15 protein-coding genes and 1 other annotated feature are annotated in these 15,852 nt (G+C 38.5%); of the genes, 13 read left to right on the plus strand and 2 right to left on the minus strand.

Going from position 1 to position 15,852, the window contains the following annotated elements:
• Nucleotides 1–25: 25 nt before the first annotated feature.
• Both J2Y03_RS13930 and ccpA read left to right on the plus strand, forming a co-directional pair.
• Entirely contained in the window at nt 26–1,102 is a 1,077-nt protein-coding gene (locus J2Y03_RS13930) for a bifunctional 3-deoxy-7-phosphoheptulonate synthase/chorismate mutase (RefSeq protein WP_132093261.1), read from the plus strand.
• Nucleotides 1,103–1,318: 216 nt separating this feature from the next.
• The gene (gene ccpA, locus J2Y03_RS13935; RefSeq protein WP_310195092.1) at nt 1,319–2,317 is read left to right on the plus strand and encodes a catabolite control protein A; all 999 of its coding nucleotides are present in this window, start codon (nt 1,319–1,321) and stop codon (nt 2,315–2,317) included.
• A gap of 38 nt (nt 2,318–2,355) precedes the next feature.
• Here the strand turns inward: ccpA and acsA are convergent, their stop codons facing one another.
• On the minus strand, nt 2,356–4,074 hold the full coding sequence (gene acsA / locus J2Y03_RS13940; protein WP_310195095.1) for an acetate--CoA ligase: 1,719 nt from the start codon (nt 4,072–4,074) through the stop codon (nt 2,356–2,358).
• Nucleotides 4,075–4,466: 392 nt separating this feature from the next.
• On the opposite strand from acsA, the gene J2Y03_RS13945 reads away from it, so the two are divergent.
• Genes J2Y03_RS13945 through J2Y03_RS13955 form a run of 3 tightly spaced genes read left to right on the plus strand, consistent with a single transcriptional unit; the run spans nt 4,467 to nt 6,918 of the window.
• Nucleotides 4,467–5,105 (plus strand): GNAT family N-acetyltransferase, encoded by a 639-nt coding sequence (locus tag J2Y03_RS13945; RefSeq protein WP_132093252.1) that lies wholly within the window; start codon nt 4,467–4,469, stop codon nt 5,103–5,105.
• A complete protein-coding gene (locus J2Y03_RS13950; protein ID WP_310195099.1) occupies nt 5,102–5,749 on the plus strand; it encodes an acetoin utilization AcuB family protein in 648 nt (215 codons plus the stop codon). Before J2Y03_RS13945 ends, J2Y03_RS13950 begins: the two co-directional genes overlap by 4 nt.
• The gene (locus J2Y03_RS13955; RefSeq protein ID WP_310195100.1) at nt 5,746–6,918 is read left to right on the plus strand and encodes an acetoin utilization protein AcuC; all 1,173 of its coding nucleotides are present in this window, start codon (nt 5,746–5,748) and stop codon (nt 6,916–6,918) included. Before J2Y03_RS13950 ends, J2Y03_RS13955 begins: the two co-directional genes overlap by 4 nt.
• 61 nt (nt 6,919–6,979) lie before the next feature.
• On the opposite strand, the gene J2Y03_RS13960 is transcribed toward J2Y03_RS13955, so the two are convergent.
• Nucleotides 6,980–9,718 (minus strand): transglycosylase domain-containing protein, encoded by a 2,739-nt coding sequence (locus J2Y03_RS13960; RefSeq protein WP_310195101.1) that lies wholly within the window; start codon nt 9,716–9,718, stop codon nt 6,980–6,982.
• A 145-nt stretch (nt 9,719–9,863) separates the two neighbouring features.
• Nucleotides 9,864–10,081 (plus strand) — a binding site (T-box leader).
• A gap of 85 nt (nt 10,082–10,166) precedes the next feature.
• Here J2Y03_RS13960 and J2Y03_RS13965 point away from each other — a divergent pair.
• From J2Y03_RS13965 to J2Y03_RS14000, 8 genes are all read left to right on the plus strand, one after another.
• A complete protein-coding gene (locus J2Y03_RS13965) occupies nt 10,167–10,379 on the plus strand; it encodes a hypothetical protein (protein WP_310195103.1) in 213 nt (70 codons plus the stop codon).
• Nucleotides 10,380–10,398: 19 nt separating this feature from the next.
• The gene (gene tyrS, locus J2Y03_RS13970; protein WP_310195106.1) at nt 10,399–11,655 is read left to right on the plus strand and encodes a tyrosine--tRNA ligase; all 1,257 of its coding nucleotides are present in this window, start codon (nt 10,399–10,401) and stop codon (nt 11,653–11,655) included.
• Between the two features lie 283 nt (nt 11,656–11,938).
• The gene (locus J2Y03_RS13975) at nt 11,939–12,124 is read left to right on the plus strand and encodes a DUF6954 family protein (protein ID WP_132093237.1); all 186 of its coding nucleotides are present in this window, start codon (nt 11,939–11,941) and stop codon (nt 12,122–12,124) included.
• Between the two features lie 403 nt (nt 12,125–12,527).
• On the plus strand, nt 12,528–13,442 hold the full coding sequence (locus J2Y03_RS13980; protein WP_132093234.1) for a catechol 2,3-dioxygenase: 915 nt from the start codon (nt 12,528–12,530) through the stop codon (nt 13,440–13,442).
• A gap of 119 nt (nt 13,443–13,561) precedes the next feature.
• Entirely contained in the window at nt 13,562–13,855 is a 294-nt protein-coding gene (locus tag J2Y03_RS13985) for a 2Fe-2S iron-sulfur cluster binding domain-containing protein (RefSeq protein WP_132093231.1), read from the plus strand.
• Nucleotides 13,856–13,962: 107 nt separating this feature from the next.
• Nucleotides 13,963–14,379 carry a GlcG/HbpS family heme-binding protein gene (locus tag J2Y03_RS13990; RefSeq protein ID WP_310195111.1) on the plus strand — a complete coding sequence of 139 codons (417 nt, stop codon included), beginning with the start codon at nt 13,963–13,965 and terminating at the stop codon, nt 14,377–14,379.
• 34 nt (nt 14,380–14,413) lie between these two features.
• Complete coding sequence (locus J2Y03_RS13995; RefSeq protein ID WP_310195114.1) at nt 14,414–15,265, plus strand: alpha/beta fold hydrolase; 852 nt, start codon at nt 14,414–14,416, stop codon at nt 15,263–15,265.
• A 425-nt stretch (nt 15,266–15,690) separates the two neighbouring features.
• Nucleotides 15,691–15,831 (plus strand): hypothetical protein, encoded by a 141-nt coding sequence (locus J2Y03_RS14000; protein WP_310195115.1) that lies wholly within the window; start codon nt 15,691–15,693, stop codon nt 15,829–15,831.
• The last annotated feature ends 21 nt before the right edge of the window (nt 15,832–15,852 follow it).

The following is a 15,852-nucleotide window of genomic DNA, read 5'->3' on the forward strand; positions in this document are numbered from 1 at the left end:
GCTATTGAAAGGACGGGGACAATATATGAGCAAAAGTAATTTGGAACTATTAAGGACACGTGTCGATGATCTTAACTTAGAATTGTTGAAGCTGATTAATGAAAGAGCTCAACTCGTCCAAGAGATTGCGAAAGCAAAAGAAACTCAAGGGGTCTATAAATACGATCCTGTTCGTGAAAGAAAAATGCTTGATACTATAAAAGAGCATAATGATGGGCCTTTTGATAATGCTACCATTGATCATTTGTTCAAGGAAATTTTCAAGGCTGGTCTAGATTTGCAAAAAGACGACCATCAAAAAGCACTTCTTGTCTCTAGAAAAAAGAAGCCTGAAAATACCATTGTTAATATAAAAGGTGAAACAATCGGTGACGGAAAGCAGCATTTTGTTTTTGGTCCATGTGCTGTCGAATCGTATGAACAAGTCGCAACTGTTGCAAAAGCAATGAAAGAAAAAGGATTAAAACTTCTCCGTGGTGGTGCCTATAAGCCTAGAACTTCTCCATATGATTTCCAAGGACTTGGCGTTGAAGGTTTGAAAATCTTAAAACGCGTGGCAGATGAATACGATATGGCTGTCATTAGTGAGATTGTAAACCCTGCTGACATTGAGATGGCTATTGATTATATTGATGTTATCCAAATCGGTGCTCGTAACATGCAAAACTTTGAATTGTTAAAAGCTGCAGGTGCAGTAAATAAGCCTGTTCTTTTAAAGCGTGGTATTGCGGCTACGATTGAAGAATTTATTAATGCGGCAGAATATATTATGGCACAAGGTAATGGGCAAATTATTCTTTGTGAGCGTGGAATTCGAACTTACGAACGGGCAACGAGAAATACGCTTGATATTTCCGCTGTACCAATTCTAAAGCAAGAAACACATTTACCGGTTATGGTCGATGTAACTCACTCAACGGGAAGAAGAGATTTACTCCTACCATGTGCAAAAGCAGCACTTGCAATTGGTGCAGATGGTGTTATGGCAGAAGTTCATCCAGACCCAGCTGTAGCACTTTCTGATGCACAGCAGCAGATGAACCTTGACCAGTTTGATACTTTTTATAGTGACCTGCTTGCTTCTAACTTCGTTCGAATTTAAATAAGTGTAAAAGACCCTCTGTTGTCTAAGCAGAGGTCTTTTTTATTAAAAAATGAAAATATAGTGAAAATGAGAACAAATTTCATTGCGGCTTTATTGTTCTTATCGTATGATTAAATACATAAAAGATTGTATACTATATCACAATGACTAAATCATTGAAAAATGTTGTAAAATAAAGAAAAATACGTATCGTGTTTAAGGAGAGTGTTAAACGTGAATATTACAATTTATGATGTTGCCAGAGAAGCAAATGTTTCAATGGCTACCGTTTCACGTGTTGTTAATGGAAACCCAAATGTAAAACCCGTTACTCGAAAGAAAGTATTAGAAGTAATTGAAAGACTTGGCTATCGTCCTAATGCTGTTGCCAGGGGATTGGCTAGTAAGAAAACAACAACGGTTGGGGTAGTTATTCCCGATATTTCAAATATCTTTTTTGCAGAACTGGCCCGTGGTATTGAAGATATCGCAACCATGTATAAGTACAACATTATTTTAAGCAATTCCGATCAGAACTTAGAGAAAGAATTACACTTATTAAATACAATGCTAGGAAAACAGGTTGATGGTATTGTTTTTATGAGCGGAAATATAACTGGAAAACTTGTGGAAGAATTCGGTAAATCTCCAGTACCAATTGTTTTAGCAGGGTCCATTGAGGAATCAAAACAGATTCCTTCTGTGAATATAGATTATGAGCAAGCAGTATATGACTCAGTGAAAGAATTTATTGACAAAGGTCATAAAAAAATTGCATTCGTAATTGGACCATTACAAGAACCAAGAAATATCCATAAAAAACTTAAGGGTTATCAACGAGCATTAGGAGAAGCAGGAATTGATTTTAATGAGGCATTGCTTGTAGAAGGTGATTATACCTATGATTCTGGAATAGAAGCGTTCGAAAAATTATTAGAAGCTCCTGATAAACCAACTGCTATACTCGTTGGATCAGATGAAATGGCACTGGGTGTCGTTCACGGTGCCCAGGATAAAGGGTATAAAATTCCTGAGGATTTTGAAGTAATCACATCAGACAATACCAGACTATCTCTTATGGTACGCCCGCAGCTAACCACACTCGTTCAGCCTTTATACGATATTGGTGCTGTCGCAATGCGATTGCTCACTAAACTTATGAATAAAGAAGAAGTAGAAGAGCAAACCGTCATTCTTCCACATCGCATCGAGCACCGTCAGTCTACTAATTAACAATAACGCTCCAGCGCAGTAGGCGCTGGAGCGTTATTTTAGTCTTCCATAGTTGAAAGGTCACCAGTTGGTAAGTTCAGTTCCCATGCCTTTAAGACACGTCTCATAATCTTACCACTTCTGGTTTTCGGAAGCTTATCGCGGAAATCAATTTCTCTAGGGGCTGCATGTGCTGCAAGTCCTTTTTTGACAAAAACCCGAATTTCTTCCTTAAGCTCATCTGATGGTTCATATCCTTCTCTTAGCGAAATGAAAGCCTTAATGATTTCCCCGCGTACTGGGTCAGGCTTCCCAATTACTCCAGCCTCTGCAATAGCCGGATGCTCAATAAGCTTACTTTCTACCTCAAATGGTCCAACGCGTTCACCAGATGTCATAATTACATCATCCACACGTCCTTGGAACCAAAAGTATCCATCTTCATCCATATAGGCCGAGTCACCAGAAAAATACCAGCCGCTTGGCATAAAATAGGACTCATATTTTTCAGGATTATTCCAGATCAAATGCATCATGGATGGCCAACCCTTCTTAATCGCAAGATTCCCCATACGGTATGGAGGAAGTTCATTGCCTTGGTCGTCAACGATTGCAGCAACGACACCTGGAATCGGTTTACCCATTGAGCCTGGTTTAATCTCCATACATGGGTAGTTACTAATAAGCTGTGCACCTGTTTCAGTCATCCACCAGTTATCATGAATTCTTTTGTTAAAGACCTTCACACCCCATTTAACAACCTCAGGGTTTAATGGCTCTCCAACACTTAAGACATGACGAAGGCTGCTTAAATCATAATTCTTAACTATTTCATCTCCTGCTCCCATCAACATCCGGAAAGCAGTTGGGGCACTATACCAAACTGTTACACCGAAGTCTTCAATCATTTTATACCAAGTATCGGGACTAAAGCGTCCGCCAACAATGATGTTTGATGTTCCCGTTAACCATGGTCCAAAAATACCGTATGAAGTTCCGGTAACCCAGCCTGGGTCAGCTGTACACCAGTAAACATCCTCTTCCTTCAAATCCAATACCCATTTGGCTGTTTGATACTGTTGAATCATTGCATTATGTACGTGCAATACGCCTTTAGGTTTACCTGTTGAACCAGATGTATAATGAAGAATCAGACCATCTGTACGGTCCACCCATTCAATTCGTAATTTGTTGCTGGCAGCCTCGAATTTATTCAGAAAGTCAATGTATGGGCCATTTTCTTCAATATTTTGACCAACAAGGAATATGTGTTTTAATGCTGGCAGCTCATCAACAGGTACACGTTCTAATAGTTCAGGGGTAGTAACCAGTACTTTCGCTTCACTATCTTGTAAACGATCCCTAATGGCACCCTCCATGAAAGCTTCAAATAATGGACCAATAATGGCTCCAAGCTTAATCGCACCCAAAACTGTAAAATATAGTTCTGGTGACCGGGGCATAAAAATAAAAACGCGGTCTCCTTTTTCTACATCACCATATGTTTTTAAGACATTACCAGCCTTATTTGAAAACTCTTTCATTTCTTTGAAGGTATATTTTTCATTACGAGAATGATCGCGATAATAAAGGGCTACCTTGTTTTTTCGGAAGGTCTCAGCGTGACGGTCAATGGCCTCATATGCCATATTAACAAGACCTGTTTCATGCCATGAGAATTCCTTTTCAGTCTCCTCCCAACTAAAGCTCTTATACTTATCTTCATAATTTGTTAAATTATGCTCCCCTTGCATGACCGGCAGCTTTTCCACTTTCATTCCATTTTCCCCCTTATGCTAGTATGAGATAATTATAGTACAAATAGAAACTATTCTCAATTTTTAAAATAATTTTATCTTTTTGTGAATTTATCACGAAAATTTTAATAGTCTGGTTTCGTAAAGAGTGTTGTTAAAATCTTAAAGCCGATTTTAACGTGGAAATAGTTATTTTGCGCTTTAGAATTTAGTTTGCTGGCTCTTTTCTTATTGTAAATTATTCTGTTTTTCTGTGGAATCTTAACATAATCATTAAATTTTGTTCCATAAAGCAATAAAGTTTAAGAAAAGAGCCTTTTAATAAGACAGAAAATTATGTAAAGAGGCTAAAAAAAGATTTAAATTATGTATAATAGAGTTGATACGCGAATGATTTTTCAGGTGGTGTAGGGATGGAACACAAAAAAACGTATAATGCCAAGGAATTGAAAACTCCCCATGGAAACTTAATCATTGAGGGTCCTATTTCCTCAGATAAACTTGCTGGATATGAATTTCACGAACATCTTACCGCATTTCGTCCGCCAGAACAGCAGCATCAAGCTTTAGTAGGGATTGCACAACTTGAAGAAGGCAGAATTATTATCGCAAGACATCACCATACCATCGTTGGTTATGTGACATACCTTTTTCCAGACCCTCTTGAACGATGGTCTGAAGACAAAATGGATAATTTTATTGAATTGGGGGCGATTGAAGTGATTCCCCAATTTAGGGGCTGCTCTGTCGGAAAAAATCTCCTCACAGTGTCGATGATGGACGACGCAATGGAGGATTACTTAATTATTACAACGGAATATTATTGGCATTGGGATTTAAAAGGAACAGGGCTAAATGTTTGGGAGTATCGAAAAATCATGGAGAAAATGATGAATGCTGGCGGTCTGGAGTGGTATGCCACCGATGACCCTGAGATTTGTTCACACCCTGCAAACTGTCTTATGGCGAAAATTGGTAAAAGGGTGGATGTGGAGACAATCCAAAGATTTGATCGTCTCCGTTTTATGAACCGAGGGGGGTATCTGGGATGATTGTTGAAGAGATTATGAAAACGAAAGTTTATACAGTTACTCCAACTGTATCAATTGCTGACACTATGAGATTAATGGAAGAAAAAAAAATTCGGCATATACCTGTAATAAATGGTGAGCAAGAATTGGTTGGCATTGTAACTTTAACAGATATTCGCGAAGCAGCTCCTTCTATATTCCGTGCAAACGAACATGTAGAGGACCTGCAAAGACCTGTTGACTCTATTATGAAAAAAAATGTTATCACAGGTCATCCTCTTGATTTTGTGGAGGAAATAGCTGCAGTATTTTATGAACATAAAATCGGTTGTCTTCCGATTACGAATGATCAGAAACTTGTTGGAATTGTAACCGAAACAGATTTATTAAGAACTCTTGTGGAGTTAACAGGTGCGCATCAACCTGGTTCTCAAATTGAAATAAGGGTACCTAATCTTGCAGGAAAGCTTAGTGATATTACAAGTATCATAAAGGGACGGAAAGCAAATATTCTGAGTGTTCTTGTTTATCCCGACAAAAAGAATGACCAATATAAGATACTTGTTATTAGATTACAAACCATGAATCCTACTGCTCTCATCGAGGATTTAAAACAATCAGGTCATGATGTTTTATGGCCAAATCTGCCAGGTGTATCTTTATGACCGATCAGTGTTCATTTATTTTCTCAGAAGAATTGTTGAATTATAAATTTAACAGTAATCACCCTTTTAATCAGTTTCGTCTCAAACTTACTGTAGATTTGCTACATAAATTAAATGCTCTAGACAATAAGCTGGTTATTCCTCCAAGAATGGCAACAGAGGAGGAACTCAGTCTTGTTCATGACCCGAGCTATATTGCAGCAGTAAAAATGGCTGGGCATGGACAGTTGCCGCAACAAGTGGCTGAAAACTATGGGTTAGGCACAGAAGATACACCCATTTTTCCTAATATGCACGAAGCCAGCGCCCTTCTAGTTGGTGGAACATTAACAGCGGTTGATCAAGTCATGACCGGTCAAGCTCTCCATGCCCTTCACCTTGGAGGGGGATTACATCATGGCTTTCGAGGTAAAGCTTCTGGATTTTGCGTTTATAATGATAGTTCAGTAGCTATTAAATATATGCAAGATAAATACAATGCTAGGGTTCTTTATGTTGATACCGACGCCCATCATGGGGATGGTGTTCAATGGTCCTTTTATGATGATCCCAATGTTTGTACCTTATCTATTCATGAAACAGGAAGATACTTGTTTCCAGGTACTGGGAATGTAAATGAAAGAGGTCAAGGAAGAGGTTACGGTTATTCTTTTAATATTCCCGTGGATGCATTTACAGAAGATGAATCATGGCTTCAGGTTTATACTCAATCTTTGAAGGAAGTAGCTGAATTTTTTAAGCCAGATGTTATTTTGACACAAAATGGAGCTGATTCGCATTATTATGATCCGCTTACTCATTTATCGGCTACCATGAACATCTATCGTGAAATTCCAAAGCTTGCTCATGAAATTGCCCATCAATATTGTGGGGGTAAATGGATTGCCGTTGGCGGAGGAGGCTATGATATCTGGAGGGTGGTTCCGAGAGCATGGGCACTTATATGGATGGAGATGACTGAAAACTCAAACTGTTATGGAAACTTACCGCAAGATTGGCTAGATTTCTGGCAAGCGAAAGCACCAGTTACTCTTCCTCTAAAGTGGGATGATCCCAATGATATGTACAAGCCAATTCCTAGGAAAGCTGAAATAACAGAAAAGAATTTCCTCACACTTGAAAAAGCGCTCTATCCAATTAGAAATTATCAAAAAAGTGAATCGTCTTAGATAAGCAAACACTGATAACAAAAAAAGAGCTTGGGAATCCAAGCTCCTTTTTTTGTTACCTTTATTGAGTAGGTATAATTCCAACATCCACTTTATTAGAGGCTGGTGATTCCTTTCCTGCGATATCTACGGCAGTAACATAGTAGGAACCCATTGTTGCTGTGAAAGAAAGACTGGAACCGCTAATGATACTCGCGACCTTTGAATCGTTTTGATATACACGATAACCGACAATATCATTATCAGCAGGTGCAGACCAAATAAGATTATTTCCGGATAGGGATAAGGACACTCCGTCTGGTTGTTTTCCGTTATCCACTATTTTATCATTTGGAACAAGAATTTTACCCCAGCGTTCCATTTTTGGTATGAGCTGACTCGGATTACTAAAATTCCTTCCAACCATTTGAGCAATGAAATCTGGATTTAGGATGACGCCTTGTTGGGCAAATTCCGCAGGTGTAGAATCTAAAGCTAGATACTTTTTATCACCAATTTGCACATAGTTTCCTGCAATCAAACTATTATCTTGTTTGGTTGGAACATTATCGGCGTTAAAGTAGTCACTTTCAACTAATCCAGCCTTAGAACAGGCATCCGAAGGCAATAATCCTGAAACAGCGCAGAATGAGCGCTTTACAATCCCAGTTGGTACAGGGAACGATTCTGCTGGACTAATCAACTCAGGTTTAATATCATAGGCTGCATTAATTAATGCTGCCCATAAATTGTTCGTTCTTTGTGAATAGGACATTCCGCCCGTCTTTAATGACTTTGGCGTATCATAGCCATTCCAGATTCCAAAGGTTACATTAGGGTTGGTAGCCACAAACCAATTGTCATGATAATCATGTCCAGTCCCTGTTTTGCCTGCCCAATCTGCACTAAACTTCAATTTACTCGTGATACCTTGAGCTGTACCGCTTTTGATTACATCACGCATCATATCAAGCGTTAAAAATGCTGTCTGTGGTTTAAAAACATCGACTGGCTTTACTTCATGCTGGTAGATAATTTTGCCGTCTTTATCGACTATTTTTTCAATCATGTACGCATCAATAAATTTACCCTCATTTGCAAAGGTGCCAAAGGCATTGGTGTTTTCTTCGACTGTTACTCCATTTTTCATTGATCCAATAGAAGTTGAGAGGTTAGTATAATCCTCACTTCTTAGAGAGGTAAAGCCCATTTTTTCAAGATATTTTGCAGGCTGCTGATCAAGTATATCTTTATATAGCTTAACAGCTGGAACGTTATAAGATTTTTTTAGCGCATGTCTTGCTGAAGTAAGACCACTGTATCGCCTGTCATAGTTGTTTGGCCAAGGTCTCGAAATGGAGGGCTCAAGTCTTAAGGCTACATCCGGTAACGGCGTACCTGGTGATGCTTTCCCCAATTCAATAGCCGGTCCATAAACAAGTAGAGGCTTCATAGTAGAACCATTTTGCCTGATAGCATTTGTCGCATGATTCAGTTCTTGTTTATTGTGATCTCGTCCACCAACAAAACTGATGATTTTCCCTGTTTTATTTTCAATAAGCATAGCGCCTACTTCAACAGGTTCTTTGACGATTATCGTTTCACCTGTTTCTGGGTCCTGCTTCTCTTGGTCCTTATCAGGTCCATAATTCGGGTAGTTATTCTTTACCTCTTGGAATACATCATATATTTCTTTGTTTATGGTTGTATGGATTTCATATCCATTTTGTCTTAAATTCTGATTGGCTAATGTTCGGTATTTGTAATAAAGGTTTTCATCTTCTTTTAAAGCTGTTTCCTCATAGCCGTCGTTTTTTGCCAATACATTGGTTAATACTTCAACAGCTCGCTCTTCAACTTCAAAGGTTAAGTATGGGTATTTTTCAAGCGGATTTTCTCCTGCAGGGATAAAATCCTTTGTAATATCATAAGCTGCCGCCTCTGCATACTGTGTATCATTGATGTGACCGCCATCATACATTCTTTTTAGAACGGTTTTCATTCGGGTAAGACCTGGTTCTAAATTGTTTTTTACCGTACCTTCTCTTGTAAAAGGTGTATAGCCAAAGGGACTTTGTGGTAAACCAGCAATAAAGGCTGCTTGTGGAAGAGTCAATTCACTGGCATTTTTTCCGAATATACCTTTTGCAGCTGCTTGAACACCGCCGATATTTTTACCAGATGAATTTCTTCCAAATGTTGAAACGTTTAAATATGCTTCTAGGATTTCTTTTTTAGTGAAAAATTTCTCTAAACGTAGAGCAAGTAAGATTTCATTTGCTTTTCTTTCGAAAGAGACTTCATTCGTTAAAATTTGGTTTTTGATTAATTGTTGTGTTAATGTACTACCGCCTGTTTGAACAGCAGAATTCGTCACTTCCTGGAAAAGTGCACGAAAAACTGCTTTTGGCACGACTCCTTTGTGTGTATAAAAATACTCATCTTCTGTTGCAATTACTGCTTTTACTAGAAAATCAGATACTTGATCAATTTTTACTTCTTCACGTTCAAGATCTGTCCTCAGCTTTCCAAGAAAGACATTATCAGAAAAATATAAGTCCGATGTTTCTGTAAAATTATAAATATCTTTTTTCATACTGTCATAAGACCGGACAGGTTCGTCCTTTACAAGCGAGGCAAAATAGCCAGCACCAACACCACCTGCAAATGCTCCCCCAAGGATGACCACAGTCATTACTAGCAGCAAAAGATTCCAAAATACTTGGTAGGTAATTCGTGCGCTTTTTACTGTTTTTTTATGGGTAAACAAGTTGGGTATGGACTTTAATTTCTCTAACCACACTTGAAATTTATCATTCATAGAATCACCTCTTTTAAAATCACATATATTATAGCATAATGATATATGTAAAAATGACAAACTTCTACATTTTTCTAATATTCCCAGTTCATGTTTGACAGCAGCTATAAATTATGGTAAAAATTCTATAAGTTATAATTTTAATAATCAAGCTATGAAGGGAATCTACTGTAGTTCTTCTATCCCTGTTTTTAGAGAGTCAGCGGCTGGTGGAAGCTGACACATATAGAAGAGTGAATTACGTCCCAGAGCTTTCTCCGTGAAAAAAGAAGTAGTGGAGAACGGTCAAAACCGTTAATTTTTGTGAGTTGGAGGAATCTATTCCTCAAGCCGGGTGGTACCGCGCGTATATGCGTCCCTGCATTTTTGCAGGGGCGCTTTTTGTTTTGGCTGCAAAGCTAATGAAGACTTTTGGAAAAAACATCGGGAAAGAGTCATCATAACGCTGATGAAGACAAAAACTGCGATGAAAAGTTGGGGAAAGTGTCATCATAACACCGATGAAGACAAAAAAGCGATAAAAAGTTGGGGAAAGTGTCATCATAACGCCGATGAAGACAAAAACAGCGATGAAGAGTTGGGGAAAGTGTCATCATCGAAACTGGTGTTGATGAAACAAAGAAAATCAACAATCAAGTTTAATACAGCGTTAATTTTTTAAAAAATGGAGGTAGTACAAAATGGATTTATTACAGGATTTAGCTTGGCGGGGACTCATCTACCAGCAGACAGATGAAGAAAGCCTTAAGGATTTGATTAGTAAGGAGAAAATCTCTCTATATTGTGGAGTAGACCCAACAGCAGACAGCATGCATATCGGACATATGGTGCCGTTTTTAACACTTAGAAGATTTCAGCAGCATGGACACCGTCCTGTTGTTTTAGTGGGCGGTGCGACAGGGCTTATCGGAGACCCGAGTGGTAAAAGTGAAGAACGTAACCTGCAAACATTGGAGGCTGTACAGAAAAATGTTGAAGGGATTCAAAAGCAGTTAGCAGCCATTTTTAACTTCGATGGTGAAAATGGTGCTGTCTTGGTGAATAACTATGATTGGGCTGGGTCGATGGATATTGTTACGTTCTTACGTGACATTGGTAAGCATATTGGCGTCAATTACATGCTGGCGAAGGATACAATTGCTTCACGACTTGATTCCGGGATATCGTTTACAGAATTCACGTATACGATTCTTCAGGCAATGGATTTCAATCACCTTTATGAGAACTTCAACTGTAAAATGCAAGTGGGAGGAAGTGACCAATGGGGTAATATCACTTCTGGACTAGAACTAATTCGTAAAATGCAGCCAGAAGGTTCGAAAGCTTATGGATTAACGATCCCACTTGTGACAAAAGCGGACGGGACAAAATTCGGAAAAACAGAAGGTGGAGCGGTTTGGCTTGACGCTAAGAAGACGACTCCTTATGAATTCTACCAATTCTGGATTAACGCAGCGGATGCAGATGTTGTTAAATACTTGAAATACTTTACTTTCTTGTCCCACGAAGAAATCGAAGGACTAGAAAAGTCTGTTCAAGAAGAACCGCATTTACGCAAGGCACAAAGGGCGTTGGCTGAGGAAATGACACGTTTGATTCATGGTGAAGAATCTTTGCAGCAGGCGATAAAAATAACAGAAGCATTATTCAGTGGGGATGTTCGGAGTCTATCAGCAGCAGAAATCGAGCAAGGATTCAAAGACGTCCCATCATTTAATGCGGCGGATTTAGATGGTAACTTAGTTGACTTATTAGTTGCTGCGGAAATTTCACCTTCAAAGCGCCAGGCGAGAGAAGATATCGCAAATGGTGCGGTTACAGTGAATGGAGAAAGAATTACAGATAATGCCTATGTATTACAGGACTCTGATCGAATTGAAGGACAATTTACCATCATTAGAAGAGGTAAAAAGAAATACACCTTGATTAAATACTAATTTTAGTAAAACCGGCCTTAGATTTTGAGGTCGGTTTTGTTCTATCTTTAGTTACTTAATGCCCGAAACAGGTGTGATTATGCTGGAGTGCCAAAGCTTGTTAAAAAGACAATTTGGGTCAATGCAGGTATGCATGCTGGTGTGATCGTCCACCCAAAAAAACATGTCCAACGGTTACTCAAACCTTAATAATTTCAAAAAGCACGATAAATAATGCAATTGTAACAATGATCAACTTAAAAACGTCTTCTAATAGATAAGAAGTACCCGCGGAGGTGATGTTTTGAAAGTTTTAATCCATGCTATTTTTATCATTCTCTTCCTACTAGTTACCTTCTTTGGATTAGGTCCTGTTTTGTATGCGGATGGTGTGATCCTCGAACGAATGTGGACCGCAGCAATTGTAGTTGTACTATACGTATTACTTGCGTTCCTTTATTCAAGAGCGATAAGGTGGTTAAAGAAATAGAAAAACCGTGCCACTGCTGCTGGCACGGTTTTTCTGAGAGGTTGCTCAAATAACAAAATATTTCGAAAATCATTCACATATTCAACATAAACAATCATCGGCTTTATGGTATTTTTATTATATGATGATGCTCCAATTGCCAAATGACCTTAATACCAGTTTTAAAACGGTTTTTTCCTTCACCATTCTTCTAGATACCCCACTGTTGAATTTACTTTAGAATCGCTTCATGTTTTGCTTTTTCAATTAACTTTGTTCTTTTTTAAAAGCCCTTGAGCCAGTAGGGCTTAGTTTTATGAAATTTATTCCCTAGAAAAAATTAAAATTAGAGTATTTCATTGGTGGGATCACTTCTGAAATATTTTAATCTATAAATTAAGAAAACATAAGGAGGAGTAAATTAATGGCTATCATGCGTCTAGGAAGAGTTGAAGTACGTTGTCCAAACTGGGAGAAATCAATTGATTACTACAAAAGAGTTATCGGTTTAATTGAAACTGCCCGTGAAGAGGACAGGGTTTATCTGAAAGCATGGGATGAGCATGATCATCATAGTGTAATTTTGAAAAAAGCCGACAGTGCTGGTTTGGAGCATTTAGCTTTCAAATGTGAATTTTCTTCAGATTTAGACCTTTATGAACAAAAATTAAACAATTATGGGATAGATACAGAACGTGTTCCAGCTGGAACTCGAATAGCAGAAGGAGAAGCAGTTCGATTCACTTTACCTACTGGACAAATCGTTGAACTATACAACCAAGTTGAAGTTGTTGGTAATGGATTAGCGCTTGTCAATCCTGACCCATGGCCAGACGGATTACTGGGAATGCATCCGACACGTCTTGATCATCTTTTAATTTCTGGGGAAGACGTTGATGGTGCAATAAAAATATTTACAGACATTTTTGGCTTCCACGTAAGTGAGCAATTAGTCGCTGGGGAAAAGAATGATCAAACGATTGCGAAATGGTTATTCAAGACAAATACTGCCCACGATATCGCTATTATTAAAGGACCACAAAACAAACTTCATCATTTTGCATTCTGGTTAGATGAGTGGGTAGAACTTCGAAATGCTGCCGATATCATGGCAAAAAATGATGTCATGATTGACGCGGGTCCAACTCGTCATGGAGTTACAAGAGGGACAACCATATACTTCTTCGACCCATCTGGAAACCGTAATGAAGTGTTCTGTGGCGGCTATATCACATACCCTGATTCACCTACCATTACATGGACAGAGGATACAATCGGTAAAGCAGTCTTCTATTTTGAAAGAGAATTAAATGAAAGATTTATTACTGTAGTTTCCTAATACAACAAGTAATCATCAAGGAAGTTTCTCTCATCCGCTTTTTTGTAAGCGATTACATATCATTAGAGAAGCTTCCTTTTAATTAAGTAAGCCACATGAAAATTTAAGGAGTGTTAACCATGGAGACATTTAAAATCGAGGTTAACGGAAAAGAAATTTTAGTTAAGGAAAATGAAACGATCTTAAATGCCTCTATACGTCAAGCTGGTAACATTTTTGTTGGCTGTAAAGGCGGCGCATGTGGGATGTGCAAGATTAAAATTACGACTGGTGAAACGGTAGATGGGATTTATTCAAAATCTGCTTTACCTGTGGAGGAATATGCTACTGGATATCGACTAGCTTGTCAAAGTAAGCCAACAACAGACATGAGTATTATACCTATTAGGGAAAGAAATAAAGTATTGAGATAAGTAACATAGCATCAGGGGCATTTACCCAACTGATGCTATGTTATTTAAAGCTTTTTTTATCCACAGTATCACTATTTTTAATGAGAATGTGACCAGGAGTGGAAATCATGAAATATTTAGAAAAGTACGCCATAACGAATGAACTTGCCAAAAAAATGATTAATGCCGCTGAACAAAAAGCAAAAGAATTAGGGATTGCTGTCAATATAACCGTTGTTGATGATGGTGGAAATGTAGTTAGCTTTTCGAGAATGGATCATGCTCCATTGTTGAGTGTTGGCATTTCCCAAAATAAAGCATACACAGCAATTGCGTTTGGAAAACCGACCTCAGAGTGGTATCCAATGATAAAAGATGAACCTGCATTACTAAATGGAATTGTACATACTCCTAAGTTAGTCATTTTTGGTGGTGGGTTTCCTATTAAAGTAGATGGAAAAATAATCGGTGGAATTGGGGTTAGTGGCGGCAGTGCAGAACAGGATGAATTGTGCTGTGAAGCTGCCCTTAAACGAATAGAATAAACGTATGCAGAGTGCTTGAATGGAGGAGATTTATATGTCAGTTGAAGCAGGAAAGTACATTGATGTAAAGGGAGTTAAAACACATTATCATGAGGATGGGCAAGGGGAAGTGATTTTACTTATCCATGGTTCTGGTCCTGGCGTTTCAGCCTGGGCTAACTGGCGGTTAGTTTTCCCAATTCTTTCACAGCATTTTCATCTTTATGCACCAGATGTCGTTGGATTTGGCTACACAGATCGACCAGAGAGAATTAAATATTCAATCGATGTTTGGGCAGATCAAATGATTGATTTCGTTGAAACCATCGGTGAAACAAAAATTTCAATAATTGGTAACTCATTCGGTGGAGCAATTGCACTAAACATTGCTAAAAAACGCCCTGACCTTATCAAGCGACTTATCTTAATGGGTAGTATGGGAATTGACCACCAAATTTACGAAGGATTAGATCGAGTTTGGGGATATACACCAAGCTTTGAAAATATGAAAGATTTAATCAAACTATTTACTTTCAACCAATCGATAGCCGAAAATGATGACTTAGTAGAAATGCGTTATAGATCAAGTATGCAAGAAGGCTTCCAAGAATCATTTTCATCGATGTTTCCTCGACCAAGACAACAATATGTTAGTGCTATGGCACTATCTATCGAGCAGCTTGGAAAAATTAACTTCCCTGTATTATTAATCCATGGAAGAGATGATCGTGTCATCCCATTACAAGACACAAGCTACAAATTAGCGCTTGCATTACCAAATGCAGAGCTTCATGTCTTCCCAGAGTGCGGCCATTGGGTTCAAATTGAAAAAACAAAAGAATTTGCCGGTCAAGTGATTGAATTTTTAAAAAGGGAAGAAATGGCTTTACTAAATGCAACTCGCTAGTTAAAATCAAAAACCTGCATTCCTAAAAAGTAAAAAAAACTAGAAGCGTTGATATAACTCGATTTCTAGGGTTTTTATGTTTGCTCATGGAATTTACAAAAAAGCCCATGGACCGAAGGGCTTTTTATAATGGACATTTTATGTGCTATTAACCAATTAAAATGGAATCCTGAAGTTCTGTTCGGTTACTAAACTAAATGAAATTCGACTTCATTTTGGACAGATCAAAAGGATCTAGTCAAATAAAGGCATGGAATGATAATCATTCCATGCCTTTGAGCTAGAGTTTAAAATCTTCTAAAGCAACTTCTTCGTCGATTACCAAACATTAAATCATCCCAGTTCCGAAAACATCGACGACGGCTAGTGACGCGACGACGGCTAGTGCGACGACGGCTGGTGCACCGACGACGGCTAGTGCGACGATGGCTAGTGCGACGACGGCTAGTGAAGCGGCGATGGCTAGTGAAGCGGCGACGGCTAGTGAAGCGACGACGGCTAGTGCGACGACGGCTAGTGCGACGACGATTATCACATGTATTTCTGCTTCTAGAACGGCAGCTTGATGGACTCTGGAACATAAAGTC

It is taken from the genome of Neobacillus niacini (assembly GCF_031457145.1).
Classification (GTDB): Bacteria; Bacillota; Bacilli; order Bacillales; family Cytobacillaceae; genus Neobacillus; species Neobacillus niacini_J.

What these genes read in the sequence shown, in the direction of transcription:
- acsA (WP_310195095.1), bottom strand. Translation starts at nt 4,074, where the DNA reads ATGAAAGTGGAAAAGCTGCCGGTCATGCAAGGGGAGCATAATTTAACA.
- J2Y03_RS13980 (WP_132093234.1), top strand. Translation starts at nt 12,528, where the DNA reads ATGGCTATCATGCGTCTAGGAAGAGTTGAAGTACGTTGTCCAAACTGG.
- J2Y03_RS13990 (WP_310195111.1), top strand. Translation starts at nt 13,963, where the DNA reads ATGAAATATTTAGAAAAGTACGCCATAACGAATGAACTTGCCAAAAAA.
- J2Y03_RS14000 (WP_310195115.1), top strand. Translation starts at nt 15,691, where the DNA reads ATGGCTAGTGCGACGACGGCTAGTGAAGCGGCGATGGCTAGTGAAGCG.
- J2Y03_RS13985 (WP_132093231.1), top strand. Translation starts at nt 13,562, where the DNA reads ATGGAGACATTTAAAATCGAGGTTAACGGAAAAGAAATTTTAGTTAAG.
- J2Y03_RS13955 (WP_310195100.1), top strand. Translation starts at nt 5,746, where the DNA reads ATGACCGATCAGTGTTCATTTATTTTCTCAGAAGAATTGTTGAATTAT.
- J2Y03_RS13950 (WP_310195099.1), top strand. Translation starts at nt 5,102, where the DNA reads ATGATTGTTGAAGAGATTATGAAAACGAAAGTTTATACAGTTACTCCA.
- J2Y03_RS13995 (WP_310195114.1), top strand. Translation starts at nt 14,414, where the DNA reads ATGTCAGTTGAAGCAGGAAAGTACATTGATGTAAAGGGAGTTAAAACA.
- J2Y03_RS13930 (WP_132093261.1), top strand. Translation starts at nt 26, where the DNA reads ATGAGCAAAAGTAATTTGGAACTATTAAGGACACGTGTCGATGATCTT.
- J2Y03_RS13945 (WP_132093252.1), top strand. Translation starts at nt 4,467, where the DNA reads ATGGAACACAAAAAAACGTATAATGCCAAGGAATTGAAAACTCCCCAT.
- J2Y03_RS13965 (WP_310195103.1), top strand. Translation starts at nt 10,167, where the DNA reads ATGAAGACAAAAACTGCGATGAAAAGTTGGGGAAAGTGTCATCATAAC.
- J2Y03_RS13960 (WP_310195101.1), bottom strand. Translation starts at nt 9,718, where the DNA reads ATGAATGATAAATTTCAAGTGTGGTTAGAGAAATTAAAGTCCATACCC.
- tyrS (WP_310195106.1), top strand. Translation starts at nt 10,399, where the DNA reads ATGGATTTATTACAGGATTTAGCTTGGCGGGGACTCATCTACCAGCAG.